This is a genomic window from Nostoc sp. FACHB-190 (assembly GCF_014696905.1).
In the GTDB taxonomy this organism is placed as follows: domain Bacteria; phylum Cyanobacteriota; class Cyanobacteriia; order Cyanobacteriales; family Nostocaceae; genus Nostoc_B.
In genome coordinates, this window is record NZ_JACJQW010000050.1 from 1 (window position 1) to 26,765 (window position 26,765).

Here is a 26,765-nt window from a genome sequence, read left to right on the forward strand (position 1 = left end):
TGAAATGCCTGAGCCTATTTTATTAAGTCAGATTTTTGCCAAGCTTACTTCTTTAGGACGTATTCATCCCGTTTCTACAGGTGTTGAACCCTCGTAAATTGGCTACGGTATTGGTAGTGAAGTCAGCTCTTAAAATGTGCCTAGCATTTTCAGCAACCGTTTCTAATACGTAACGCAGACGTGCTTTGCGAATATCTAGCGATCTTTGAGCCACGAGTTTAGCTAATGCGATCGCTTGTTGATGGGTGATTTTGGTGTCACAATTCTCATAACCTGCTTCCACAGAGCCAATTACTTTAGGTGGAGCATAACCTGGTATTGGCTTCATAGTGATAATAGTATGTTGCTTTTCGGTGCCAATATGATTGGGAACGAAATTCTCTTGCCAATCATACTGTTCAAACCAATCCTCTAGAGTTTTGCCGCTTTCATCCCGCATCAGAATAATCGGCGTAAAAATGCGGACAAGATTATGATGGTCAAATGTTTCAAAAATCCAACTATCAAAGCGTTCATTGTGTCCAGCGATAATTTCAGTGTGGCATTCTTTAACTATATCTGCTTGAATATCTCGTAATTCTGGATCGTCCTCAAGGTAATGTCTGGCTCGATTTACCCAATTTTTACCAATGCCAATTCCATGTACTGCTTCAATAGTGTTTGATGCAGGTATGACTAGAGATATATTGACAAAATCGAAGCCTAGCGAGTCTTGAATTTCATGGCAAATGCGATCGAGAATGAATTCTAAGCGAAAGAGTTCAGTTGTAGCTTTGGCTATTTGATTTTCAGCCTGGAGAATTTGCTGTTCAAATGCTTTGAAATCTTCTGGTAACTGTTGAGAATTGTGCATACACATTTCCTGTGAGTGATGAATTACTAAAGGTTGGAGGTTGTAGCGGTAAGCGATCGCTCCTTGATGAAAAATGCAGAGGATACCTACAGCAACATCAAGGACGAAGGCAATCCAAAACTGCTTACTTACTTCATTGGGGTTTCGGGTCAAGCGATATTTAACGCCAAGATTCTAAAATGACCATTATTGTGATTAAACACAACAAGATAACTGCCAGCTTAGAAAACCAATCTCCGGCAAAGGGTAGTAGCATTACAACAATATGTAAAGCGCCAAAACTAATGAATAAAATACAGATAATTGCAAAAGCCAATAGTGCTAACAAAAAATATTTGAAGAACTTAGCAATAAATTGCCAGAGAAAACTATATTGTTTTGGTGTCATGGCTATAAACTCCAGTCAGATTAGTTACGACTCAATTTATTTGTCATTGAACAAAGCTTAATTCACACCACAAATTGATTTCTTTTGGACTTTCCAAGTCTTAATTAATTAGCGGTATCTATTAGCAATAGATATGCAAAGCTTCCGCATCGACATGGTTATTTCTATCGATGTTTTGCAAACAAATATTTACCTTAATTGTTTGCAAATACTGTCATACAAGGCAATACAGCCCAAAAAAGCATGTGTGAGAGTTATGCTCCCATCACTTGCAAAATAAAGCTTAAATTTTGTGGGCTACCAATGGCAAACGCTGAAACCGTCTTACCTCTCGTATTAAATGATGCTGCATTTTAAAGGGCTAGGTTTTGTAACGGAGTCAGGCAATTCTTCACATCCTCACAACAACACTCAACTTTGTCTTGGCCTTGACTCAGCCCCCATTGAATTTCTATTAATTCAATTTGATTTGTTTAAACCTAGCTATTTTCTTTTCACAGTGTTAAGAAAACTTTCTACTGCTGAAGAAAAAAGACATAATTGATTAGCCAACAATGTGTAAATATAAAGCAAGAGTTTGGTAGTAAATTGTAGCTATATATACAATATAAGAATTGCGAATTTAAAAAAATCCTGTTTTTAATGACATGTCGTAAAAAGATATAATTTAGAGAAGTTAATGTATAATATATTACAAATATTCAATATAATTGATGTTTACTGTAAATTATATTGACAGTTACTAACTTTAGAATCAAGAGTATGAGTAGAGATAATATCGAAGACCAAGCAGAACTCAGGAAGATGCTTCACTTCTTCCTAGAAAAAATGGGAGCAACCCAGGTAGAACTCTCAAAAGGAATGAATGTTAGCCGACCAGTTGTGATTGAATTTCTCAATCAGGAAAAAAAAAGATTACCAGTTAACCGTGAAGGCTTAATAGAACTTTGCAAAACTCTGCAAAACTGTAAACCATCGAAAAGAAAATTAAAAGCAGAGGGTGAAAAAAATTCCCAAGACATCGAATCTCATCCTCATGCTAACGAATTACGAGAATTATTGGGAGAGATTGGTACTGACGAACTATTAGAGTCTGCTGGTTTTTTACCAAATAACGCTAGTATTATTAAGGTCAGCCCAGAGAGGTTTTTTCAAATTGCTCAAGTAGTTGCATTACTTGAGTTTCTAGAGGTTGAAGATTTAGTACCTACAACTCAAGAGTTTTTAGCGATCGCAAATAACAAAATAGCAATTGCTAACAAAGGACATTTTAAATATCAAGAGAAGGACTATTTAACATCTCTGATTGATAATCTCTGGGAATCTCACCCAACACTTGGTTTAAAACTGAGACTAGAAGTAATTGACAAGCTAGAGCGGACTAGAGACCGGCTGAGAGCTGGAGGTAAGACCAAATTCACCCAGCAAGAAGCTATCAGATTATTCATCAGCATTGCGATCAAAGAGCAAATGCTAAAAAATCTCCCCAACCTTCACATTAGAGTGCAGAAGACAGAGTTTCAAACTTTATCTCGATATGTTCATGCAGAAGAGGAATATAGTGATTTATACGCTCAATTTGTACAAATAGGTCATCAAGCAGAGTGTGTTCTCAAAACTCCAGGTTCATACTTAACAATGCAACCACAAGCCAAATCTTTTGATTCCCTCACTCCCGTGATTATGGCCTTAGTGACTTGTAGCTTTAGTTATGATGGCGAATCTCATGAGCTGATTGAATGGATGTACACTTCTGGCAATACAATCGTTGAGAATGCTATAGGTGCTTTGAGTTTACACATGGGCTTGGCAGAGCATATAGCAAACGTCAGCATATCAACAAAAACCCTAGACAGTAGTATTGATTCTTTAGTTGAAACAACAGTAATTCTAGGTAATAGACCACACTATCAAGGAATTTGGGTTGATCGCGACTCAATGATTACTATGCTGCAAGCGATCATCTATGCGGCTAAACAATGGATAGCAGATCAAAGTACATCCGGCAAACTGGATCTCCAAATCTATACTTCAGCCTGTAAAGCTCTCTCTGATTTGAGAAAGCGATTAACAAGAGCTAGGAGAGCTTTTCAAAAATTTCAGTTTCTTGATGAAGAGTGCCAAACTGTTGAAATTAAGAAAATAGCTTATACCGCCAGGGAAGAATTGAATAAAATTCCTAAAGAAGATATTTACTTTTCATACCGACTAAACTTTTATCGTTGTTATTTTCTGACAAAACGCTTAGAGCTAAGACAATCCAATTTTCAAGGAAACATCCGTAACGCCCAACTGCTCATTCAAGAAATGAACCAAGTCCTTGATGAAGACCAAAAAGTCAAGCAAGAGCTTGTTCCTATCCAAGCTCTCATTCAATCAGAAGTTTACCTGTACGAGCTTTCTTGTGGTCATGAGCCGAACTTATTTGATAAAACTAAAAGAAGTCATTGGCTGGGATTAGAAAGATGGGACAGTCAAATTAGAGATGCAATTAAACTAGGATATTGTTACAAAGATCCTGGTTGGGATGTGTATCTAGCATTATCGGAAATGTATGGGAATGTTGCACGCATAGAGTTTTATCTTTCTGATGACAAAAGCTCTCTTTCAGTTGCCGCAGAACATTTCCTCAGAGCAGCTCACTACGCATTACGTATTGGTTTAGCGCAACGAGCTTCTCGATGGTTAGCATTTGCAGGCAGAGCTTGGATCAGAGTGGGGGAAGCTAATTTACCAAAACAGGCATCTAAGTTTGCTGATAAACTTGCTAAAACAGATTTAACTGCTGGTCACAGTCATAATTTTTGTCAAGCCGTGCTTTCAGAAATTTATTTGCTTGATGGAGAATATTTATTATTAATTCAAGATGATGCTACCAATGCGTTAGAGTTTTTTTTAAAGGCACTCAAGGGCGCTGTATATTTAAGTTTGAATAGACGTATTGGTGACGCACTTTTTAATATTTATAGGTGTTCGGAAAAGCTGAGTAATTTCAGCGTCAAAGAAGGACTTAGTAGAGTTTTTCGGGAAGAAAATAGCTTAACTAAATCAAACGTAAATAAATTAAATCCCATGAAAAATCTCACATCTGAGAAAGTTTTAAATTTGCTATGTAAACTTTGGAGTAGAGAAGATAACCCTAGTTGGTATCAAGTAGGAGGTGAATTTTCTCAACTTGCCGCAGGTATTTGGCAAGAATGGCATCGTGATACTGATCCCAAAGCCACAACTAAACATCCAATTGCAGAATTGATTGAAAAAAAACATTGGCTTGGCCGAGTCTAAGCTAATACACTTGCCTATATTATTTAACATTAAAATTTGTACAGTGACTTTTTATTTGTCGCTGTGCCAAATTAATGTGATTGATGGTGTAACTCACCGTTCGCGTAATCCAAATAGGAAATAATTAATTCCCGAAAATTGCTTGAAAGTATTGCTATGTCTAGCTTTGATATTTTAAACTAGGGCATAAGTCTCTTGCATACCAGCTTTTACAAAACATATTGTCAGAAATCTAGATTTGTTGAGAGCGATCGCAGTATTGATTGTCCAAGTCTTCAAAGTCTAGATATCCCAATGCTTAATGCGTTTCATTCATGTATGACAAAGCTTTTAGTCATTTGGCTCAATTCTTTATTTCCTGAATCGATTACGCGAACGGTGAGGTGTAAAGCTTGCACTTCTTAACATTAAACTCAGAATTAGCACAGAAAACTTACAAGCCGTATCAATACCAATGGTTGCAAGCCTAAAGTGGTCAGGCTTAACTCAATGACAAGAATTTGTCTTAACGCCATTTAATTTGTCACTGTACAAATGCAAAAAAATTTGGATCGCGCAAAGCGCGAGAGGGCAAGAGGGCAAGAGTGTAAAGTGCTACTCAGTCCTGGGGGGAACACGCACAACTCGAAAACCATCGATGTTGACGTCGATGAAGCCGATGTTGCGAGAAGCACAACGACAGCTCCCAGTATCGTGGTCCCAAGAACCGCCACGACGTACTTTTATATTACTTGTACCACTTGCTATCCATGCACTACCATCATTCGGTGCGCCTTTATAGCTATCATGCCAATCATCCTCGCACCACTCCCACACGTTTCCGTGCATATCATATAACCCGAAATTATTCGCTACTTGAAAATATCCTACCGGTGTTGTTTGTTTTCTATATTCCCCTTTCACTCCATCTCCATAAACATCTTCACCATTGTAATTAGCTATTTCTGCTGTGATTGTTTCCCCAAAATGAAATGGTGTTGTTGTTCCTGCTCTACACCCATATTCCCATTCTGCTTCTGTCGGTAATCGATATTCCCTCCCTGTTTTTCTGCTTAATCTTTTACAAAATTCTTTCGCTTCTTCCCATTTCACACTTTCCACTGGTCTTGTCCATCTCTCTCTTCCCTCATAGTCTTCTTCAAACCTCGATGGATCTGCCTTTAATTCGATATCTATCTTTTCCCATTCTGCTACTACCCGCCACTGTCCTTGCGTTATTGGATAACGCCCCATGTAAAATTTCCCCACACTCACTTCATGTTGCGGTGATTCATCGTCATATCTTCCTTGCTCACTTTCTGGCGAACCCATCAGAAATGTCCCCCCAGGAATGAGCATCATATCTAAGCCAATACCATTTCCTAATTCTTCGGTATAATACTGTGCTTGTTTTTTTTGTCGCCGAATAATTATTTGATTCATTTTTACAATTTCTGGATTTTCAATCCCCTACTTTTAAAAGCTGCTAGTTTTGTAGCGGGGTAAGCTAATCGCCATTAATTTTTCTAGACTGATTCGCTTGTAGTAAGGGCTTTAGCCCTGGCTTTATGCAACTTAAATGCTCATTAACTTATAACTCACCGTTCGCGTAATCCAAATAGGAAATAATTAATTCCCCGAAAGTGCTTGAAAGTATTGCTATGTCTAGCTTTGATATTTTAAACCAGGGCATAAGTCTCTTGCATACCAGCTTCCACAAAACATATTGTCAGAAATCTAGATTTGTTGAGAGCGATCGCAGTATTGATTGTCCAAGTCTTTAAAGTCTAGATATCCCAATGCTTAATGCGTTTCATTCATGTATGACAAAGCTTTTAGCCATTTGGCTTAATTCTTTATTTCCTGAATCGATTACGCGAACGGTGAGTTATAAAACTTAATTATGTGAATGAAGTCAGATAACGTTTCAGCTGCGCTTACTAAGCTACCTAACTTCGGGTACTTTTTGGATGTTATTCACATCACTGGAGTAGGTCTGGACTCTTCTTCGGCACGCCCGACAGATTCCCATCTGCCAGTTCTGGCACAGAAGAGTGCTGGGGGGAACACGCACAACTCGAAAACCATTGTTGTTGTTGTCGATGTTGTTGTTGTTGCGAGAAGCACAACGACAGTTCCTAGTATTGTTGTTCCAAGAACCGCCACGTTTTCCAATGCCTACCCCATTTTTAGGATATACAAAAAGTAGGCTTCTGAACTATAAAATAATATTTGATTTTTGAAATATACAGGAAATGAACAGTGCCTACACGACCCTACTAAAAATTTTTCAGAAATGATTTAGGATTCCTATATCTCATCCTTGAGGATGGGGTATAAAACTGTAATGATTAAAAATAGAGCGTCGTAAACGATAAGTATTTCCATGTTTTAGATGAGATTCCCAGCTTTGTAGGCGTTGAATTAATTTATTTAGAGAAATTTTCCTTTGAGCAAAATCTTTTTGTAGTTTCTTGAGTCGTAAACGCGCCCGTCTAAGATTATCATTACGCACTCGAACACGCTGCGGTAACACCCTAAAACCAACAAAGTTTGCACCATAGCAGGTTTCAAATAATTGACTTTTAATTGGATGAATCTTCAAGCGTAGCTTCGCTAAATAATCCTCAATTGCAGTTTTTGCGTTTACTAAAAATTGGTAATCATCACTAAAAATTGCAAAATCATCTACATAACGCAGGTATTTCTTAGCGTGCAATTTTTCTTTAACAAAATGGTCAAATCCATTAAGATAAACGTTAGCAAAAAATTGACTTGTTAAATTACCAATAGGTAAACCATGACGACGAAGAATAGGAGTCAGTAAATCATCACCTGGAAAATATTCAATCACAGGTTCTTGTAAATTACTATTATCAATAATTAATTCAATTAACCATAAAGTATCAGAACATTTTATTTTAGTACGAATAATTTCTTTTAATATTTCGTGGTCAATACTAGGGAAATACTTACGTAAATCACACTGCAAAATATAGCGACTAGAACGAGCAAAATCCGTAAATCTTTCTAAAGCCCGATGAGTTCCATAGCCTAAACGGTTAGCGTAGGTATCGGGAATAAATGAACGTTCAATCAGAGGAATAATAATATTACATAGGGCATGATGAACTATTCTATCTCGATAGGGTGCAGCCGAAATTAAACGCGGTTTGGGGTCATAAATTTGAAAGGTATGATAAGCCCCAGGATGATAACTTTTTTGTTTTAATTCAGATTCTAATTGTAATATTTCTTGTTCTAAGTTATAGTTAAATGCTAATACATTATCCCGAAACCGCTTTCCTCTTTGGGCATAACGAGCCGCCAGGAGTAAGTTTTCCCAATCAACAATCTGATGCCAAAGATTACCATATCGCTTCATCCTCAAACCTCACTTTAACTATCTTCTATCACTGTCACTAGATAGAAATCTTAACCCTTTATTTATCAAGAGTTTTAGCGTTTAATTAATATTTATATTTTTTGTTATTAATAAAATATCGAAACCTTTAGAAATACCTATATTCATCAATTAGTGATTTTTTAATATTTATTTTGGCACAACAAGGCTAAGAAAGAGAACACCTCACTTTTCTTGTTGTTTAATCCATCCTCCCAATTCAATACCAATATCATTAAGCTGCTGATTACTATATTGATAACGTTGAGGTTTAATCAATTCAAAATCAAATAATAAACGGGTTTGATAACGTAAAATATCTAGCTGGGTATTGAGTGATTTGAGAATATTTATTTTATCACTTTTATTAGCAAAACGCGCTTGAATTAACTTTTCTAAAAAATCGTATAAATTATTAATTATTCGCTCCCCTAAAAGAAACCGGTGGTTACGAGGAAGACGATTTAAAATGGGAATATACCATTTGATAAAATCGTAAGTTTTTTGGATAATTGGTAGTTCATTCATAAATATAGCGTTTCCTAATTATATCAGGTATATTATAGTCCTCTCTTTGGTTGCGAAGGCTGAATTATAACAATATAGTCTTAGAACGCAACCACAATAACCCCTTTTATTTTGCTTAAACAATAAATTGTATAGTATTTTTGTATTAGCTAAAAATTGACAAAAATTTGGATCGCGCAAAGCGCGAGAGGGCAAGAGGGCAAGAGTGTAAAGTGCTACTCAGTCCTGGGGGGAACACGCACAACTCGAAAACCATAGCTGAAGTCGGCGTCGTTGTTGTAGCGAGAAGCACAACGACAGTTCCTAGTATCGGTGTCCCAAGAACCGCCACGACACACTTTTGTATTACTTGTACCACTTACTATCCATGCACTACCATCATTCGGTGCGCCTTTATAGCTATTATGCCAATCATCCTCGCACCATTCCCACACGTTTCCGTGCATATCATATAACCCGAAATTATTCGCTACTTGAAAATATCCCACCGGTGTTGTTTGTTTTCTATATTCCCCTTTCACTCCATCTTCATAAACATCTTCACCATTGTAATTAGCTATTTCTGCTGTGATTGTTTCCCCAAAATGAAATGGTGTTGTTGTTCCTGCTCTACACCCATATTCCCATTCTGCTTCTGTCGGTAATCGATATTCCCTCCCTGTTTTTCTGCTTAATCTTTTACAAAATTCTTTCGCTTCTTCCCATCTCACTCTTTCCACTGGTCTTGTCCATCTCTCTCTTCCCTGATAATCTTCTTTAAACCTCGATGGATCTGGCTTTAATTCGATATCTATCTTTTCCCATTCTGCTACTACCCGCCACTGTCCTTGCGTTATTGGATAACGCCCCATGTAAAACTTCGGCACACTCACTTCATGTTGCGGTGATTCACTCTCAAATCTTCCTTGCTCACTTTCTGGCGAACCCATCAGAAATGTCCCCCCAGGTATTTCCATGAGTTCTAAATTCACCCCTTCACCTAATTTTTCAACCACACCAATAGCTTGTTTTTCTTGACGCTTCACCACCCATCTTTGTTTATTCTGTAACCATAATTCATACCATCTACGACTTTCTGACTCCCGTTCTAAAGTCGCTACCACAAATTTAAAAGAAGTAAATTTGATAATTTCAATAGTAGCAACTTCAAAATCACAGATTTTCAACTCTGGTTCCACAGATACTTGTGGCGTTACTGGAGGAATAACTGGTTGAATATTGGCAGATATTAAATTTGCTAATTCAGCATATTCACCACCAATATTTTGAAACACATCTACCGCTATTTGTGCAAATGGCAGCACCTTCTCCTGCTGGTCATATTCAATTTCGCGTAATGAGCCTATCAATGCCATAAAGCTACGAATTGGTCTATCAATTCTCTCACCAATATATTTAGAAATCTCATCTAAAATATTTTCTGTTTCATTAATTGCCATTGCCTGATTGAGTACCTTTCGCACACCGGGAATAAAATCATAAACTCTAGATTTTCCTTCTGTATCTTCCTGGGTAACTCGGAGTAATCCACCCATATAGACTTCTGCTACATGAACAGGTTGGGCTTCCTTTAAACAGGTTTTTCTAATCAGATTTACTACAGAAATATCAACAGGTGCAGCAGCCATCATTCCTGCTAATCTTTGGGCAATTGGTGATGCTGTAGCTAAAAAACGTTTAACAATTCTTTTGGCCTGTTCTGCTTCTACTTCTGGAGATTGTTTTTCTAGAGACTTATTTTGATTACCACTTGTTTGTGATTGTGGAGATATTTCTACTGGCGATTTATTATCATTTCTTACTTGCCTTTGATTTTCTGGTAGTTTAATAAATTCCAAATCAAATAAATAAGTAGAAATTCGCGCATTTCCAAAACCTGCAACTACACGCGCCCAAAGTTTTAATATTTGCGGTTCTAAATTAAGAACAGGTAAAACTAAAGCGTCATCCCTATTAATCGGCAACCAAAACGGTAAATCATCTAAAATTAATTTATGATTATCCCCCCCTGGATTTAATGCCCTAGCAAACAATTTCCGACCCAATGATAACTGGGTACTATCCCACAATCTTTCAGGAAATAACTGGACAATGGCAGTTGGTTGAGATTCTGACCAATCTTTTAACCATTGATTTAGAGTTGCATTTTGCCACAAAGGAGATACACAATCACTGACAAGTAAAATTAAACCCCGATTATCAGGGTGAATTAATTCCCGGTGAAGATGTTGACGTTGTTCTAGTTTACCTCTTCTTCTGCGCCGAATGAGAATTAAATTAGAATCTTGGTTTTGATGATTTTCTGATTTAATAGTCCAAACTCTTATACTTCTAAATGCGCCTTGATTTTCCAGAATTTGTTGAAAATCATCTATCAATTCTTGCCAAATAAAAGAGGAACGTGATTCTTCCACTATTAATTCTAAATTAAGCCATCTTTCCGGTTCTGGTTTAGTAACAGGTTGCCAAATATCACGTTCAATAATGCGGTTAACAGTTGCTTCTTCATCTAAAATAAATTTAGTTGTGGAAGGTACTTTGCGCTTAAGAGGACGCATTGCGCGACCAATTTCTAAAGAATTTTGAATAGCTGGTGCTGCGGGTACAGGAAAGGGAAAACCTGATGGTGGAATTGTTTCTTGTTTTTGATCTCCTTCTCGTTTTTGTGTACCGCTTCTTGGAGAATCATCTAAAAAAACATCCAACACTTCTGTTTTTGATTGAGAAGAATTAGAGTCAGGAAGTAATTTTTGTATATCTTCAAATATTACAGAACCTTCCCTATTTGAAGATTCTGGTTGCTCAACAACTCCCATTTGCAAAGCTAACCAGATAATATCAGCAATATCTTCATCATCCAATGATAAATCACGCAGTAACTTCACCTCATCTAATCTGTCTATGAAGCGTACAATCATTGAATGTGAAGCTTCATTATTCATCTTCTACTATTGCCTCTAAATCTTCCACTCCCCCTAAATCTTTCAGTAGCTTACTAATTAAAATATCTTTACTAGAAATCCGCCCTTTTGTTACCATAAAAATTGAGTTTAATAATTGGTCTGTTGCTAATGTTTCCGTTTTTCGTTTATTGATAAAATCATCAATTAAGCTGTCTACATCTGAGTTTTCAGCAGTTTCTTTATTTAAATGAGCCATGACGATTTTTATTAAATCCTCCTTGCTTGGTGGTTTCATTGTTAAACGCAAACAACGACGTAAAAACGGTGCAGGAAAATCCCGTTCACCATTACTGGTTAAAATCACAAAAGGGAAATGTGTACAGGTAACACGCCCATCTGTAATTGCTGTCTTAATATGTCCTTTAGTTGTATCTTCTGTTTCATCGCTATAGGCTGTACGGACATTAACTTTTGGTACTTCTTCCTTAATTCTATCTAGTTCAGGAATTTCAAACCGCCCTTCTTCAAAGATACCCAATAAATCATTAGGTAAATCTATATCACTTTTATCTATTTCGTCAATTAATAAAATACGTGGTCTATCAGAAGGTAAAAAAGCTGTTCCTAGTGGGCCTAAAGTAATATATTTTTCAATAATTTTTAGTTGGGCTTTTTGTTGTTCCTCTGATAACTCCGAAAAATTCTGTTGTTTTTGTTGTTGGGCTTCTTGCAGTCTAGATATAGCATCATAACTGTAAAGTCCATCTTTCAAAGTCGTGCGAGTAGTAATAGGCCAATAAAGCACCTCTCCTAACTTGAGTTCCCTAGCGACAGCATAAGCAAGAGAGGATTTTCCCGTACCAGGTTTACCAGTTATCAATAATGGTCTTCTTAAATACAGAGCAGCATTGACCATTTCAATTTCTTCATCTCTAACTTGAAAGGTTTCTCCCCGTGTTTTTCGTCTATTTTCCCCTGGTTTACTATCTTCACCAAAAGGCCGCCAACTAGGTGGCTGTGGTAAATCAATGATATTATCGTGGGGTTCGGTATTTTTACCTTTAAATATTTTCCAGTCTTGATTAGTATTGTTCATAATTTAAGGCATTGATAATTGTTTAGGTAGTGGACGTAAATTAGCAGTATCAAACATTAATGATAAATGATTTCCTATATGATTATCGTTATCCTCTTCTTGCCAAGCTTCACAACGTTTCTCTTTGATGATGCTTGATAAGCTTTCTAAACAACCTGATTGACATATATTATCTAACTCTTCCTGAAGATTCACTTCTGGAATTTCTTTTCTGACCCATAACGCAAAAGGAATACCAGAATAAAATAATATTTCCATTACGATTTTTATGTCAATTGTATTAATGAATCTGAATCCAAATACTGAATCTGAATCCAATTTCTTATACAATTGTTTTAGTTTTACGTTGTCTAGTTTTTCTGTTATAAAAATATCTTGAACCAACTTACATGAAATAAAATTGTTACGTTTTTTCTCCCATTTTACCACCTCATGATTAATTCCCAAACGTTCTGAAAATTCTAAGATTATTTCGTACTCTTTCCCAAAAGTATCAGGAGTGATAAATCTAGGATATTCTTCCTTAATTGTTAACTTATCTATAGGATTAATTTCACAATCAATCAATTTATAGGGTAAAAAAACTTTAATTTTTTGAATATTATTGAGATTTCTATTTTTACAATATTCTAGACTATTTAAGTATATATCCCTAAAAATTATAGGAAAAGTTTGTAATTCCACTGGTAATTCTTGTTCATTTAATGGCTGACAATCATTTATTTGATTTATGTTATATTCTCTAATATCATTAATAACCCACGCTTTTGCTCTCAACCCCTCATTTCTTTCAAAAACAACAAGAAGCAGACAAGGTTGAGAATTACTTATTCTTTGCTGTGATTCTGCATTTTTTAGTTTTATGAGATTTAGCAAATCAAACAAATTAGGTAGATAAATATCAATCCATCTCTCAATCAATCTCTTGACTTCAGGAAATTCATTATCAATATGCAATTTTAAATAAACTATAAAGCAATCTAGTAAAGAGAAATTATTATTATAATCATCATAATGATTATTTAATTTTTCTAAAATTTCACTAATTTTACTCAGATTTAGTTCTAATTTATTGGGAATGTCAATGTTTATATTTTTATGAAACAAACATTGTTGATAAGCAGAATTACACTTCTCAAATAAATTGTCAAAATCGTTTAATTGAAGTATAGTTAAAATTGCTGATAGCCGTAATTTACGTTTTATATTTGATAATTGATATGCAAATTTTGATAATTGATCAAAATTTTCAATATTTACACATAATTTATAAAGTGCTGATTTATTATCTGTTCTTTGTAAATAATTTAATAGTGTCTCTATAAATGAATCATCACTTAAAAAAGCTACACTATCTGGGGAAATATCATCTATTTTGATTCCAATAGATTGACAAAAATTTTCCCGAACTATTCTATTACTTGTAATTGTTTGACGAGACTTTAGTAAACTTTTTAATATCTCTATATCTGACGTTTCTATCTCAAATTTGCTCATGTTTGCATAACTTTACTTTTAATAATTTGCAGTTTATTTGTAAGTTTTACCGAAGATTCAAAATGAGGTTTAATTTTTACACATATTTTATAAAATGCTGATTTATTATCTGTTTTTTGTAAATAATTTAATAGTGTCTCTATAAATAGATTATCACCTAAACCAGCTACACTATCTGGAGAAATATCATCTATTTCTATTCCAATATATTGGCAGAAATTTTCTCGAACTATTCTATTGCTTGTAATTATTCTACAACGTTTTACTAAATCTTTTAGGGTTTCTATATCTGACGCTTCTAATTCTCTATTATTTTGATTAAATAGCTGTTGTGGTGTTTCCTGAACCTCAAATAAATATCCATCTTCATCACCATTATGGCGTAAGAAAAGCACCAGACGATACCACTCATATTCCTTATGTTTCATAGCTTTAGAAGCAAATTTTACTGCTTCCAATAAAGAAGACCTACCATTACCTAAAACTCGATAAATTTGGTCTATAAAATCTGTTGTACTCTCTTGACTAATACTAAATGGTGTGGCTACAACTGCTGGTACTTGTTGTAGTAGTTTTTGGGCGACTCCATTAAAAACAGAATCACTTTTATGAGCTAAGGCAGCTTTACAAGCAGTGATAACTATTACTTGTGGTTTAGGGTTACAAATTTCTATTAAATCTGCAAATTCTTCAGCACTGATATAATCTGGTTGACCCTGTTCATCTTCAAATAAAAGAAATCCTAACTTATCTTGGAAAACTCCATGACCGTTAAAATGAATGATATCGGGGAGTTTATCAGCTTCTTTGTAATGATCAGTGAAATATTCTCGTAATACTTTAAAAGTTGGCCTTTGTCTTTGTGGTTCATACCAAGATAATAAACAGGCGCGTCCCTCATCTTGGGCTTTTTTTAAGCTATTACTAATTACTGGTTCTTGGTTTTGGAGTTGACCTTGATTGTTTTCAAATGCCTGAGACGAGATGACTAAAACTTTGAGTTTGTCAATTTGACGTTTTCCTGGCTTTGGGGTGTCTGGATAGTCTATACGATAAGAAAAAGTAATTTGTCTTTTCGCTAAAAAGTCAATACCATCATGTACCAAATTCCAAGGATACATTGATAAATTAGATTTACCAATCTCTCGGAAATCATATTTAATTTGAATGTGTAAATCTTCACCGCTTTTGCAGTTTTGATGCAGTGCTTTTTCAATTGTTTTTGGAAACAAAGCTGTATAAAGTTTCCTTCCGATATTTTCGCGCATCTGCTCATGAAGCTGATTACCGTTTTGCTTTAAGAAACGTTCCTCTATCATCCAATTTTTTATGTCATCATTAGTTTTATGTGAATACTCATCAGAAGTATTATTTAAGGCATTAATAATGGCATAAAATTGTGAGTTTTCTGAATTATTAGCAAAAGGTAATTCAGATTCTTCTAGTCCGTAATCATCTGCATAGATATTAAATTTTTTATTATCTATAGCGGTTAAGGTTAATTTGAGTGTTGACATTTTTATAAATATTTATAAGATTTTTTTGTCAAATTCCTATAACAGTTCTATTTTATTTTTAAACAGACAAGGCTTTTAAAGTAGAGCAGTGCAAATAAACCGAACTATGTAACGAAAAGTAAATCGGCTTGAGAACCTCTTCCCTCCTGCCTTGCCATAACGACAATTTTTAACACCGACCTACTAATACCCGACTGTTGTAATAATTTGGGTAAAGTATTTCCTATAGTCTTAATATTTGATTACACCTTTTGTCTAATTAAATTGGTTCGTCATCACCTTGAAGCAAAGGAAGAGGATTGTCTTTAACTTTTTTCGCAATATTATCCGGCAAATTATTCATTAAATTATCGTTAAGAATAGCTGGAGTTAAATTAATTCTGATAGTATGAATATTTTCTTGATTAACTTTTCTAGTAGCTTCTGCACTTCCTTTAGCTTCACCTAGTTTCAAGAAATCAGCACCTAGAACATTAATTTTGAGTTCAGCTTTGGCTTCACCTTGACCTTTAATCTCAATTTCTTTAGAAACTGATACTTGCAGTTCTAATTCGACATTTTCCACCAGGAACACAGGATTATCTTTGTTAGTTTTGCTTAACTCTTGTTTAACTTTGTCAATTAGTTCGCTTAAACCAATTCCATCGTTAGTTTGTGGCATAATAAAGCTCCAAAATTAAACTTATTGCTGATTTCTGACTGATTTTGGCTTGGCAATATAAATTATACATCTTGGGATTAGGGAATTAAGTAAACTTGAGGTGCAAATCGTTCAAGCGAAACTGAGGAAACCCTAATGTTAAATTTCGTGATTGTTCCTGCCTGAGTTGTTCCAGGCTCACCAGTCCCAATCAAAAGACTCAAACCGCTTGGGATTCTAAGCAGTTTAGCAGAGTGTATGTTGAATATAGATGATGCACTTCTCAAACATAATCACATCCCATTTGAGAGCGCAAGCCTCACCACCCTTAAACCGTGGCGAAACATCAACAGTAGCAGACAATAATCCCTGTGTCCGTGCCTGTCCCTGCTACCAGCAGCTTCAATTAATCTCTTCACCTCATCTATGGTTAGATACTTTCGACTGCGATATTCTTCATTTTTTCTTCTCTTAAGCATTCCCCACCGATGCTACTACTGTCCGTAAAAAGGCCAATTTACAACACAATATATAACAGCGATCGCTACTCGACTCTGGCTTTGCGATAAGCTTCACCACTGAGAAACTCATCATTAATCAAGGACAAAATTTTATCTATATCTTTACCTTTGTTGGCATAGCTGGCTGGGTTTGATGGATCTTTCTTGTTTTCCATGCCATATTTGGCATTATGGCTAATCACTTCATCTTTATGCTGTTCAATCCAGTCTTTGATTTGCAAACCATTACATCCTGATAACTCTCTTAAAGCTAGGTTAGTGATCGCTAGGCGATCGCCATCTCCAGTAGCAACAGTATCGTTATACTGACAGACAGCTAAGTAAGACCTGCGAATTTTTTCTACAGCTGCGCCCTGCACTTTACTACCCCATACTTGGGCATCGCTTTTAGCAGTCCAGTCAATTTCTTCTTTTACTGGCGCAAGCTTAACAGGTGTGGCAACGGTAGCAGATGCAATAGTTCCTCCTGTCACCTGATTTACAACCTCAAGAACTTTCTTTTCTAACCAAGCCTCTAATTCTGTAACGTTGAGTGTAACTGTTTGGGGTTGCTGTGCTGTTGTTTCCATTGCAGTTTTCTCTTGTTTTAGCTGGTTCTTTTCTTGCTGTAACTGGTTATTAATTTTTTCTAACTGTTTAACCTGAGCTTCAAGTTGATCTAATTTCTGTTTTGCTTGGTGTAACTGCTTGTCTACATCCTGATGATGGTGATAAGTTTCTACTAACTTAGTAATCACTGATTGCTGATTTGGAGCTTCTAAGTTCTCTTGAATTTGGCGGATAGCTTCTAAATCAACAGTTCTTAGCCGAATACTAGAAAGCTTTTCACTTTCGCTGGTAAGTTTTTCTTTTTCCGCTACGTCCTTGAAAGCTACTGGTTTTTTTGTGTAGTAGTCGCTATATCCTAACGTCGTCAATAGATTTCGTAAATCTTGGTCAGTGGGGGACTCTTTGACAAAATGCCCTGCCAGCCTAGCTGCATGGAGCATTTTAGAACCAATTGAACCGGGACAATCACGCTCAGTCGCTAAGGCTAAATATCCCGCTCTTAGTGCTTTACAATTGCCTTGTTCCTCACCAGAACGGATCGGTAATACCGGATTTTCACCACCAAAATAATCTCGAACTACCCGATTGAGAGAACCATTCCGGCGGCTATCAATAGCGCGGTTTTGGGCTTCGATATCTTGAGGATGCTCTCGTGCTACCTCTGCTAATAATTTCTCGGTAGATGGCTGTTGGCGAAACCAATTCAGCTTTTCAATGATATAAGTAGCTGGGTATAGCGTCGCAATTGGAAACACAGGATTCTCACCCCGTTTCTTTCCTTGTCCAGAAAACATTACTTGATAGTTCTCACCTTGAATCGGAGCAAACTTTGCACGGGCCACAATTTCATGTGGTCTGCGCCCAGTCGCTGCAATTAAACCTACTGTTACTTTGTGAATGTTATTGCTCTCTAAAAGTTCTCCTGTAACTTGTAGATAAGCATCCGGGTCAATTTCTTGAGCAAGGTTTAAGCGATCGCTGACTCGTGAGGTTCTATTTCGCTCATCCCAATCATCATCATCCAGCCCACAGAGCAAAAGTACGTAGTGCTTTAGAGTCTGTCCGACTATATTCCCCTCAGCATCATGTTTATTCACTAAATCAGCATTTTTGCCCTGCTTTAATTCCAGTGACTTGAATTTTTTATAAAATCCCACACGGCTTAACACTGTCCCCAAACTGGCTTTGCTGTAGTTGGTATGAGTATTTATCCATCTGTTAAATTCTTCACAATGAGGCTTAATTTCCTCAAAGCTGTGTAAGTCCTTAACTGCTTCAAATAATCTATTTACCTGCTCTTGTAGTGCTTTGGACATCTCTTTGGCTTTATTAACTTGTTATTAAAACTTTAATCTAACAAGTTAATAAAGTCAATAACTTGTTAAATATTTGCCATATAGAATTCATCTAAACAATCTCATTAACAGCGATCGCTATTCTCAAAATTGAATTTCCTGTTTTCTCGATTTTAAATCTGGTTTTACAGCTTTCTGGTTAGTTCTGAAAGCTGAACAATGATCAGCGATCGCTTGTTGAATACGAAAACCAACAGCTTCAATTAGGTAACAGTAACCGAGTTCGTGGTCGTTGCGTTCTGAGTCAGCCCGATAGTAGCGTGTCATGATCATCGAGATTCGTTTTAAGTTCTAGAAAACCAAAAAAGTATCTAGGGAATAATCAGACATCCTCGATGCAATTTATTTAGATGTAATCTTCGTCTTCACTGACATAAACAGTTTTACCGCTTGCCTGTTGCATTTGTACTGGTAACAATGGTTGAGTGTTTCTGCCCTTACCTTTTGGAGATAGACCAAAATAATCGACTAAGGCAATATTTACCACTTCTTGAGCCGTCAACCCAGAACGCTGCATTTCGGCCTCAATAATTGGTTTAATACTTGCCCATAAATCTATCCTGAATCGCTCTTGCTTTTGATAACCTGCCATTTTAGTACCATTTAATAATGGTGTGAAATACTCTATAAAAGCTTTTTCTATAACTTCCAATTTGGTAATTTCATTGACATCTGTGATTAATAAATAATGAACGCGAACATTGGGTAACATTCTAAATTGTTCAATTCTGTGATGATTTAACCATCTACTTTTTAGTGATGCTGCTTTTCCAATATATTGAATAGTATCAAAATTCGTTACAAAATACACTCCAGCCATCATAGGTAAGGTATGTAGTTGATTAAGTGAAACACTAGGTAATTGTTTAAAGTCAATTAAACTTGGTTGAATCATGCTTATATTTCCTCTGATTTATAGACTAATACCACCTTGATATTCATCAGGATCTTCATTATCAATATCAATAGATTCCACAGTTTCTTGTGATAGCTCACAAGATTGAAGCTGAATTATAGGCAAAGTAGTAGGCTGTTTACCTTCTAAATAACGTAAATAGAAGTTAATCGCATCTTCCACAAAACGCCGATCAGGAATACCTAAAGCCTCGCACCATTGATCTACTTTTTCATGCTGATATTTTTTGATTCTGATTTTGTCACAAACCATTAAACAACCTCCTGAATCAGACCGTTGAGATTGTCAAAAGCTCCGTTATCTGAGATCAAAAAACCTTTAGATTTTAATGCAGCACCCAGCAGAGGAAGCTTAGAGCCTCCGCCAATAATGAGAATTTGGTCGCCTGCTAACTTGTATTGTTCAAGCTGCTTAATTACTTCCCTCAGTCGGCAATTAATAAAATCTTGCAACTCCAATTCATAAACAGGGTAAAAGTTGATGTCTGAATCGCCATAAGCTAAAAATGGCAGTTTGCCGTCTGCTTCAGTCTTCTTGAACCTAATCCCTGCCTCAATACTGCGATTGACTATATCTTTATTAGGTGCTTGTTTGATTAATGCTTTGAGATCGGAACTGTGGCAAAGCTTATCAATCAAATACTCAGCACCGAAATCAAGGGCTATCACATCACCAACAGATTCAGAATCGAAGAATCTACTAATAGAAGTATTACCACCACCAATATCACAGATCGTTACTGCCCCATTCAACTTGTAACTCTTAAGTGCAGCAATTCCTTCAGGTAAAACTGCTTTGAAGGAAATATTAACAGTACAAAAAATACCACACAGTTCTACTTTGTGAGTACCTGCATTGCTTTTAATACCCTCATAATGTCGTTTAACGTCATTGCAGGTTGCAGTAACTTCTAGATTCATCTGGGGATTAATCTGTGGCAGATGTGCCAGCGTTCCGAGAAAAAATTGCAGCCATAGCGAAGATTTACCAGTGTAATCTTCAACCAAACGCATCAGATCACTACTGCCACTTCGGACGGCTTGATTACCTACTAGCCAACAAGTGTTGATTAAATCAGTACGTACACCTGACAAATACTTAACGTGTCCGGGCAGTTTATTAGAAGTATTAGAAAGACAACGAGCATACCAACTGGGTTCTCTGATTAACTCATAGCCCTCAATATAAGCTTTAATCCAGTGGTTGCCTAAGTCCACTACAGATCTGAAATATTTACGATTTTTAGCAGGTACTAAATTCTGGGTACTTTTGGGTACATTAACAACGATCTTTGAGGTCTTAGTTTTAGTCATAATTCTTGCTCCTTAAAGGTTTCAGTTTTTTTGATTAGCTAAAGATAATTGAATATAGTTTTGGGTACTTATGGGTACATTTGAAGACAAAAATAGTATTAGTTCTAAATTAATTACTAACTTTTAAAATTAATTCTAATAGAATTAATTTTGATATTTAAACATTATTTAAATATCAATTGTTAGTGAGGCCATGTAAATAAAACACATATAAATTTAGTGAATTAATAAATTAATACTAATAGAAATAGTAAACATATTAGGTATCTAACTCAAGATTAAATGGAATTTAAATGCCAGCAAATATAGTAAAGATAGAACAAGTTCCGTAAAAAGACTCTTACCCCCTTTAGGTCAAGTTCCGTTAGTTGTTCTGTGGGTAAAAAGTTTGTATTGCAAGGCTTTGAAAACTATCATCTGTGAACGTCCGTTAAGTTCTTTTTAAGAAATTCCGTAAGTTCCGTAAAGTAATTTGCGGTAGAGATTCATATAAACCGCTAATTACTATTAGTTTTATCTTTTCTTCCAGGTTTTACCACAGTCAAGACACTTGTGATATTGTGAACCTTTAGTGCCGATACGAGTAGAGCCGCAACTAGAATTAGGACAAACCAACTTAGACTCTATAATTGCCTGATTAGATTCTATTTTTATCCCGTTTTTATTGTTAGTAAATACTAATTTTTGAGCATTTATACTCATAACATCGTTGTAGTCGTAGCTATCAAAAGCCGGTAACTGAATGAATTGAGGTATTCCAGTTAAAGGTACTGCTAAAGCGAATCTATAAGCAGCAGCATCCGTATAAACATCCAACCCCAACTCTTCATTCATGCGATCGCAAAATTCTTGAATCTTGCGGTACTTCTCTAGGAGACGATTTTTATCCTCGGTGGTAATTGTGACGGATTTATCAAGCCAAATACCAGCATTGGAACCGATATGAAGTTGAACAGCGTTATTCCATTGGCTGTGACTCATTCCAGGAATGGTATTAGCATCAGCAGCCTGACCAATGTAAATTACGCCTAAATCTTGGTGTGAACCTTGCGACAAGGAATAAACTACCAAGTCTTTAACTGCGTAAGCCTGATTTCTGTACTTGGCAATAGTTGAATCAATTTCATCGAATATGTAAAGGATAAATGGATGATTGCCTTTAACTTTGGTGCGATCGTCCAATAACTGACATAGTTCTTTCATACCCTCCACATTATCCTCGTGGCTCGTGCCAGCTTTGGGCATATCCCAAAAATCTTTCTTAGAACCATGTTGAGGGTCATAGAGACGAATTTCACCTTGACCCTGACGAGATTTCATGATTGCCAATGCCAGATTTTTGGCTGTCGGTGATTTACCCCCGGTGCTGCCAGCCGTAATTCTTACCCGTTCCCATCGCCTGACATAGTTTTCAAACTTTTTAGCGGGTATCCATAAAGCGTCTATTTCCTCTCGTGATACGTCTTTCTTTTTGGGATGTCGTGTTTGGATGTCCAAAACCGCATGGCCGCCCCTAGTATTGAGCTTGAATTCAGGTGTATTAATAGCGCCTGATACTTCTTTAAGCTTCTGTGGCGCATCGTTGGCATTTAAGATATCAGCACTAATAAATCTTGAACCGTTACGCCCAACATGGAACATGAGTTTATACCCAATTTCGCTGTCATCCCAATCGATCGCGTCTAAGGTAATGGCAGCACGGTAGTAATAGTCAATAATGGCATTGCCCACTCTGGATTGTTCTACTGCGGCGGGGAAGCGATGAGGTTTAATGGCTTGTTCTAGCTTTTTCTGTAGCCCTAAAATATGTTTTTGTAATTCTTCTATCTGTTCGGCTTGACTCATACCTTCATCGATAACAATTTTGAAATCTTCTTTGTAACCACTTATGACAGTTTCAGTTACTTGATTAAATTCTTGTTTGATTGCTTCAAAATTATTCTGGTAAGTTCTGACAATTTCCTGATTTTTAGCTTGCCATGAAGCGTTTAATTTTTGAATGATTTCTTCATGTTCATTTTTGAAAACTACTTCATCAAATTCTAAGGTCAAATAAGTTATGACAGATTTATAAGCTTTGACTTTTAACATTGAGCCAGTCGAAATAATCTCATGCTGCATAGCCAAAGACATTTCTATTAGTTCTTTGGCATCCGTTTGATTAACTACTGTGTTAACTTTTGCTGTAAACAGTTTGAGGTACTGGTCTAACTGGTTGCTCAATGCTGACCAATCCTTATTTAGATTAGGATATCGTCTCTTGAGAGAGCCAATTAGGGCATTCAACCCTGACTGAAACTCTTGAAAACTATCTTGCATTATTTCTGTCGCTGTTTCTCCGTTAGCGACCTGTAAAGATTTTATTTGAAGTCGATAATTTTCTAGTTCCTCTGTCAGAGTCGCCAGAGTGACTTTTAATCGTTCTTTCTCCTGAGACAAGTTTTTGTATGCTAAAGCAGAGTTAGCCAAAAGACTATCTTTATTTGTTAATTCTCCCTGTTGGCGAAGGGCTAAATCTCGTTGGCCCTTTAGATTTATCTTTAAATTATCAGCTTCATTTTCAAGGTTTACTATTTTTTTCTTGCAGCATTTTTCGGCTTTATGAGTAATTAATTCGGCTGAAACTAATCCACCTATAGAGGCAGAAATTATCCAGTTTGTCAAAGGCTTGGCAGGTGTAAACCATAAAAATACACCTAGAGAAGCTGTACTTAAAGACAAAATAACTACCTGATTCTTCAAGTCTTTAAAGTCGCTCATTCTGCCGTCTCTCCTTCAACTTCAATAGCTCCAATTTTGGCATCTAATTGATATTTAGCTAGTTGTACTTGCTTAATTCTTGATTCACCGAGAGCATATTTTTCTTGCCAGAAACGTTTACGTTGGTCAGTTTCATTTCTTAAACCTTCTAGTGTCACTTGCTCATGAAATAGTTTTTCATGAGTCTGGTCTAGCTTAGTCAAACCGATTTCATACTGAACTTTAGCAGTTTCAAACTGAGTTAATTTAGTATCTGTATTCACCTTGGCTACACCATAATCAATGGCAGCTTGAGTCATTTTCTCTGATTTAACACCAGTCTTGAGAACATCAGTATTTAGGTCTAAATTTGCTCCCACCACTCTTAATGTTTGGCGCTTCTCTTCGATGCTTTCAACAATTGCATCTGCCTCTAATTTTGAGGTTCTAGGCAATGTAGAGCTATCAATAAATAAATCACCTGCTAAAAAGTTTTGAGGTTCAAATATTGTCAGAGACAGTCCACCATAAGCATCGTGAGACTTTATAGTTTGAGCAGTTTTACCAGTGGCGATAACTGGGATAGATTCAGCTATATTGCTAAAAGAATTAGTTACTGTTCCTATGCCTGCATTTACAGTCTTAGCAGCATCCCCGACATTTTGAGTTGTATCAGCGATTTTTTTGACTGTTTCTTGCAATTGAGTAGGAGATTGATTATTTACGAATCTAGCTCTCAAACGCTCTCTTACTCTCTTATCAGCTTCCTGGGTTGCTTTGGTAGCTGCTTTTTCTCCTGTAGGATCTGTAATCGGATTTTTCTTTCTTGGAGGCATAATTTTAGAATCTTCTATGTATAATCTCTGGCGGGATTTTACGAAAGCACAGGAGCGATGGCTGCGCCAACGCCAAGGGCGATCGCACTGACAGCTATCAATGAGATCAATTTCCTATTAGAACAGTTTCATTTGAACAACTTGTGTATTCATCACCTCAGCCTTTGCAGACATTCCTGGCACTACATAGCATTGGCTGAGAAGTTTTTGACGATTTAGCTTTAAATCTGCTTTCTTGCCTTGCCCTGGTAAGGGGCGAAAAATAAACTGAGGATGTTTGATTGAGCCATCTTGAATTACAAATCGGTATAAAACACCTTTTATTTGATAAGTCTGTCTACAACTAAGTAGAGTAGAGCATTGGATTAGGGACAAATTATTCATGACTCCTCCAGGAGCATTTGGGCAGTAATTAAACCTGATAAAGCATCTGCCAGCGTAATTTCTCCGTCATCAAGTGCTTGCTGACAAACTTCTTTCCAACGTTTTGGATAAGTCTGTTTGAGAAGCTGTATTGCTTCAACAATCACTGTTAAATCTTGTCCAAATTTAGTTGATTCTTGGGGTATCGCATTAGTCACTTGCATTATTCTTTACCAATTGAATTGGGACATTTATTGGAATTGAACATGGTCTAGCCGCAAAAGACAAAACCAGTGACCCACATAAACAAGCCACCACAAATAAGAATGTGTTCAGCACTATCAACCTGTGGTGAGTATTCCGCGCTCTTCCAAAAAAGACTTTGGGTTACATTTAACCTCTAAGTCATTAAGTATTTGCTGATACTCATCACTAAATTCTTCAACATATTGAGCAGTGTAATGGCGGAAAGTAGCCGAGTGAATTTCTTTAAAAGAAGCAAAGTTTTGCAACGCTGCACTGTAAGCCATTGCACTTGTGATTCGATTTAAATCTAATGCCATGTCTGAGAAAGTTCTAACTACAGAAACCTTTAAGTGTTGGGCTTGTTGGGTCGTTAGATCATTAGGTTCAGCAATGGTTATGTCAGTAGGTAAGTTGCAATGAAATCCACATTCTGCTGCATTTTCTAAATCCACACTTTCACCAAAGTAAAAAGCATTATTTTCGGCGTTGTAATCGGTTTCACCTTCGATTTTAAATGGCTTTGCAGCTTCGGTAAGGTCGCGCAAAGCCTCAGCAATTAAATCAAATTGACTCAGCTTAATATTCTTAATTCTTTCCCAGTTATCAGGGTATAGGGGCCTGATAGCTTCTCTGATAGATGCCTCTGGTACACCTAACTTAGAAGCTGCTTTAATAATTGAAATTCTGTTTTCAGTAGTCATGGTTAATCCTTAAATTTCGTTATTTTTGGTACTCTGTGCAGATTTAAAATTTTCAATGCCTTCTACAACTTCACCTAACGCATGAATTACATCCAACAAATTAAAATCGTTGGAAAAATTGAATTCTTCAGTAGCTTCTATTTCTCTATATTCTGATTTAGCTTGCAGCATTCTTAGCGTTATCTCTATGCCATTAAGAATGATCAGAACTTCGTCTAGGGTCAGAAATTGAGTCATAGTTTAAAAGGTCTTTATTCCAATTCAAGCAATCTTAGGAATATGTAGATTTTTCGTGCAAGATACCTTACCCCTTCTTACTGTGCTGAAGAAGGGGAGAGATAGCTGTCTGAATTTACTTGTTCAATAACAACGACTGACAGATAATGTTATGCGGCAAGAATTGCGTTTACTGCTTGACTGTCAGTTGCCCAAGTACTGCACTTTGTAGTGTTGCAAGGCTGTGAAATCCAAAAACCTTCAATGCTTTGATAGAAAGTACCAAGTAAGTTGATTCCTTGTTCGCCGCCCCAGACGCGATATAAGTCGCCAAATATATCGGGAACAGAATCAATTTCATAGTGTGATGCTTGTTCTGATTGCTCAGTGAGATAAAGATTTAACTGGAACTGAGCGATCGCTTGAGCGTCAATGGTCGCTTGTGTCATGATAGTTATCTCCATAGTTTTTGGAATAGAGAAGCGGTTTTACTTTGGACGGTCGAACCGCTTTCTCTATGTTTTTACTATAAACTCTCAATTGATAGTTGTCAATTAATAATTGAGAGTTTATATTAGGTGTAAGATATCAACCGATAATTGAGAATTGAGGTTTATAAATGGCTGTTTTGATGAGGGTCAGAAAGACTGAGGAACGTGATTTTCCAGGGTTGGGAGCGCGAATTAAACAAGCAAGAGAGTCTGATTCTCGCTCACTGATTCATTTGTGTGCGGAAATCGATATGACTCCCGCCAATTGGTACAAAATTGAAAATGAAGAAACTAAAGTTTTGCCGCTAGAGACGCTAAGGAAGATTGAAAGTGTATTACAAGTTGATCTAGGGGTGAAATTTGATGATTAACCCTTCAGCCATCATTCCTTTCACTTTGCTCTCAGTTCCACTTGCGGAGCGATCGCCTA

Annotated in this window: 25 protein-coding genes; 2 read left to right on the top strand and 23 right to left on the bottom strand. The window is 36.4% G+C overall.

What is annotated here, in order from left to right; translation table 11 throughout:
• Positions 1-52: 52 nt before the first annotated feature.
• Both H6G28_RS31665 and H6G28_RS31670 read right to left on the bottom strand, forming a co-directional pair.
• Entirely contained in the window at positions 53-1,006 is a 954-nt protein-coding gene (locus tag H6G28_RS31665; RefSeq protein WP_190676859.1) for a hypothetical protein, read from the bottom strand.
• A 7-nt stretch (positions 1,007-1,013) separates the two neighbouring features.
• Positions 1,014-1,241 (bottom strand): hypothetical protein, encoded by a 228-nt coding sequence (locus H6G28_RS31670; protein ID WP_190676861.1) that lies wholly within the window; start codon positions 1,239-1,241, stop codon positions 1,014-1,016.
• Between the two features lie 762 nt (positions 1,242-2,003).
• Here H6G28_RS31670 and H6G28_RS31675 point away from each other — a divergent pair.
• A complete protein-coding gene (locus tag H6G28_RS31675) occupies positions 2,004-4,526 on the top strand; it encodes a hypothetical protein (protein WP_190676863.1) in 2,523 nt (840 codons plus the stop codon).
• A 594-nt stretch (positions 4,527-5,120) separates the two neighbouring features.
• On the opposite strand, the gene H6G28_RS31680 is transcribed toward H6G28_RS31675, so the two are convergent.
• The 21 genes from H6G28_RS31680 to H6G28_RS31780 form a co-directional block, all read right to left on the bottom strand.
• Entirely contained in the window at positions 5,121-5,948 is an 828-nt protein-coding gene (locus tag H6G28_RS31680; protein ID WP_190676865.1) for a formylglycine-generating enzyme family protein, read from the bottom strand.
• A gap of 534 nt (positions 5,949-6,482) precedes the next feature.
• On the bottom strand, positions 6,483-6,632 hold the full coding sequence (locus H6G28_RS31685) for a hypothetical protein (RefSeq protein ID WP_190676867.1): 150 nt from the start codon (positions 6,630-6,632) through the stop codon (positions 6,483-6,485).
• A gap of 190 nt (positions 6,633-6,822) precedes the next feature.
• Entirely contained in the window at positions 6,823-7,890 is a 1,068-nt protein-coding gene (locus H6G28_RS31690) for an RNA-directed DNA polymerase (RefSeq protein ID WP_190676869.1), read from the bottom strand.
• Between the two features lie 204 nt (positions 7,891-8,094).
• Positions 8,095-8,436 (bottom strand): diversity-generating retroelement protein Avd, encoded by a 342-nt coding sequence (avd, locus tag H6G28_RS31695; RefSeq protein ID WP_190676871.1) that lies wholly within the window; start codon positions 8,434-8,436, stop codon positions 8,095-8,097.
• Between the two features lie 215 nt (positions 8,437-8,651).
• Entirely contained in the window at positions 8,652-11,378 is a 2,727-nt protein-coding gene (locus H6G28_RS37140) for a formylglycine-generating enzyme family protein (protein WP_190676872.1), read from the bottom strand.
• Positions 11,371-12,435: an AAA family ATPase gene (locus H6G28_RS31705; RefSeq protein ID WP_190676874.1), complete on the bottom strand. Its 1,065-nt coding sequence runs from the start codon at positions 12,433-12,435 to the stop codon at positions 11,371-11,373. The genes H6G28_RS37140 and H6G28_RS31705 overlap by 8 nt, the downstream gene beginning before the upstream one ends.
• A 3-nt stretch (positions 12,436-12,438) precedes the next feature.
• Complete coding sequence (locus tag H6G28_RS31710) at positions 12,439-13,932, bottom strand: VMAP-C domain-containing protein (protein ID WP_190676876.1); 1,494 nt, start codon at positions 13,930-13,932, stop codon at positions 12,439-12,441.
• Positions 13,929-15,449, bottom strand: a complete 1,521-nt coding sequence (locus tag H6G28_RS31715) for a CHAT domain-containing protein (RefSeq protein WP_190676878.1) — start codon at positions 15,447-15,449, stop codon at positions 13,929-13,931. The genes H6G28_RS31710 and H6G28_RS31715 overlap by 4 nt, the downstream gene beginning before the upstream one ends.
• A gap of 259 nt (positions 15,450-15,708) precedes the next feature.
• Positions 15,709-16,110, bottom strand: a complete 402-nt coding sequence (locus H6G28_RS31720) for a trypco2 family protein (RefSeq protein ID WP_190676880.1) — start codon at positions 16,108-16,110, stop codon at positions 15,709-15,711.
• A 523-nt stretch (positions 16,111-16,633) separates the two neighbouring features.
• Positions 16,634-18,475 (bottom strand): protelomerase family protein, encoded by a 1,842-nt coding sequence (locus tag H6G28_RS31725; protein ID WP_190676882.1) that lies wholly within the window; start codon positions 18,473-18,475, stop codon positions 16,634-16,636.
• Between the two features lie 123 nt (positions 18,476-18,598).
• Positions 18,599-18,781, bottom strand: coding sequence for a hypothetical protein (locus H6G28_RS31730; RefSeq protein ID WP_190676885.1), 183 nt, complete (start codon positions 18,779-18,781; stop codon positions 18,599-18,601).
• Positions 18,782-18,860: 79 nt separating this feature from the next.
• A complete protein-coding gene (locus H6G28_RS31735; protein ID WP_190676887.1) occupies positions 18,861-19,409 on the bottom strand; it encodes a GIY-YIG nuclease family protein in 549 nt (182 codons plus the stop codon).
• Between the two features lie 18 nt (positions 19,410-19,427).
• Positions 19,428-19,682 (bottom strand): hypothetical protein, encoded by a 255-nt coding sequence (locus H6G28_RS31740; RefSeq protein WP_190676889.1) that lies wholly within the window; start codon positions 19,680-19,682, stop codon positions 19,428-19,430.
• The gene (locus tag H6G28_RS31745; protein WP_190676891.1) at positions 19,682-20,743 is read right to left on the bottom strand and encodes a ParM/StbA family protein; all 1,062 of its coding nucleotides are present in this window, start codon (positions 20,741-20,743) and stop codon (positions 19,682-19,684) included. Before H6G28_RS31745 ends, H6G28_RS31740 begins: the two co-directional genes overlap by 1 nt.
• A gap of 513 nt (positions 20,744-21,256) precedes the next feature.
• Complete coding sequence (locus H6G28_RS31750) at positions 21,257-23,503, bottom strand: hypothetical protein (protein WP_190676893.1); 2,247 nt, start codon at positions 23,501-23,503, stop codon at positions 21,257-21,259.
• A complete protein-coding gene (locus H6G28_RS31755) occupies positions 23,500-24,318 on the bottom strand; it encodes a hypothetical protein (RefSeq protein ID WP_190676895.1) in 819 nt (272 codons plus the stop codon). Before H6G28_RS31755 ends, H6G28_RS31750 begins: the two co-directional genes overlap by 4 nt.
• 117 nt (positions 24,319-24,435) lie before the next feature.
• Positions 24,436-24,702 carry a hypothetical protein gene (locus tag H6G28_RS31760; RefSeq protein WP_190676897.1) on the bottom strand — a complete coding sequence of 89 codons (267 nt, stop codon included), beginning with the start codon at positions 24,700-24,702 and terminating at the stop codon, positions 24,436-24,438.
• Positions 24,699-24,905 (bottom strand): hypothetical protein, encoded by a 207-nt coding sequence (locus H6G28_RS31765; RefSeq protein WP_190676899.1) that lies wholly within the window; start codon positions 24,903-24,905, stop codon positions 24,699-24,701. The genes H6G28_RS31760 and H6G28_RS31765 overlap by 4 nt, the downstream gene beginning before the upstream one ends.
• A 117-nt stretch (positions 24,906-25,022) precedes the next feature.
• Positions 25,023-25,628: a MerR family transcriptional regulator gene (locus H6G28_RS31770; RefSeq protein ID WP_190676902.1), complete on the bottom strand. Its 606-nt coding sequence runs from the start codon at positions 25,626-25,628 to the stop codon at positions 25,023-25,025.
• A 9-nt stretch (positions 25,629-25,637) separates the two neighbouring features.
• Positions 25,638-25,865 (bottom strand): hypothetical protein, encoded by a 228-nt coding sequence (locus tag H6G28_RS31775; protein ID WP_190676904.1) that lies wholly within the window; start codon positions 25,863-25,865, stop codon positions 25,638-25,640.
• Between the two features lie 149 nt (positions 25,866-26,014).
• Positions 26,015-26,293, bottom strand: coding sequence for a hypothetical protein (locus H6G28_RS31780; protein ID WP_190676906.1), 279 nt, complete (start codon positions 26,291-26,293; stop codon positions 26,015-26,017).
• A gap of 170 nt (positions 26,294-26,463) precedes the next feature.
• On the opposite strand from H6G28_RS31780, the gene H6G28_RS31785 reads away from it, so the two are divergent.
• A complete protein-coding gene (locus H6G28_RS31785) occupies positions 26,464-26,706 on the top strand; it encodes a helix-turn-helix domain-containing protein (RefSeq protein WP_313950031.1) in 243 nt (80 codons plus the stop codon).
• Positions 26,707-26,765 lie beyond the last annotated feature (59 nt).